Source organism: Streptomyces sp. AC627_RSS907 (assembly GCF_019049165.1).
On record NZ_JAGMUE010000805.1, the window covers coordinates 1 to 678 of the forward strand.

Here is a 678-nt window from a genome sequence, read left to right on the forward strand (position 1 = left end):
GCTCCGCTGCCGCGCGGCCGAACCCCTCACCCTGACCGGCCCCGCCCGTCGCCTTGAGCCGCCGGGCGCCGCCCCGCGCTGCCGCACGCCCGGCACCCACTCGTCCGCGCCCCGCGTATCCGCGCACCCGCTGTCCGGGCGCGCCCACTCCACGGCGTTATATGCGCGTTTATCACCCCAGCCACCAGTCACCCAGTCACCCAGCCGCTCACTCACTCACCGAGTCAGTCACTCACCACTCACCCACCCACCAGGAGTGCCCTCATGACCATGACCGACCTCAGGCCGGAGTACGCCGAGCACCTCATCCGCTCCCGCCGCGCCGTGCGCGCCTACCGGCCCGACCCCGTGCCCGACGCGACGTTGCGGAGCGTCTTCGCGCTGGCCGGCGCGGCGCCGTCCAGTTCCAACACCCAGCCCTGGCAGGTCGAGGTCGTCAGCGGGGTGGCGCGGGAGCGGCTCAGCCGCGACCTGCTGGCCGCCGCCGACGCGGGCCGACTGTCCCTCGACTTCGCGTACGACGACGCCATGTACACCGGTGTCCACCAGGAGCGGCGCAGCCGGGCTGGGGCCGTGATGTACCAGGCCATGGGCGTCGCCCGGGACGATCTGGCCGGGCGGGCGGCGGTGAACCGGGAGAGCCTGCGGTTCTACGGTGCCCCGCACGTCGCCCTGCTC

General features: G+C 74.0%; 1 protein-coding gene. It reads left to right on the forward strand.

What is annotated here, in order from left to right; genetic code table 11:
* Positions 1-264: 264 nt before the first annotated feature.
* Positions 265-678: nitroreductase family protein (locus KUM32_RS38735; RefSeq protein WP_254406721.1), on the forward strand; the 414-nt coding region annotated here is incomplete at its 3' end.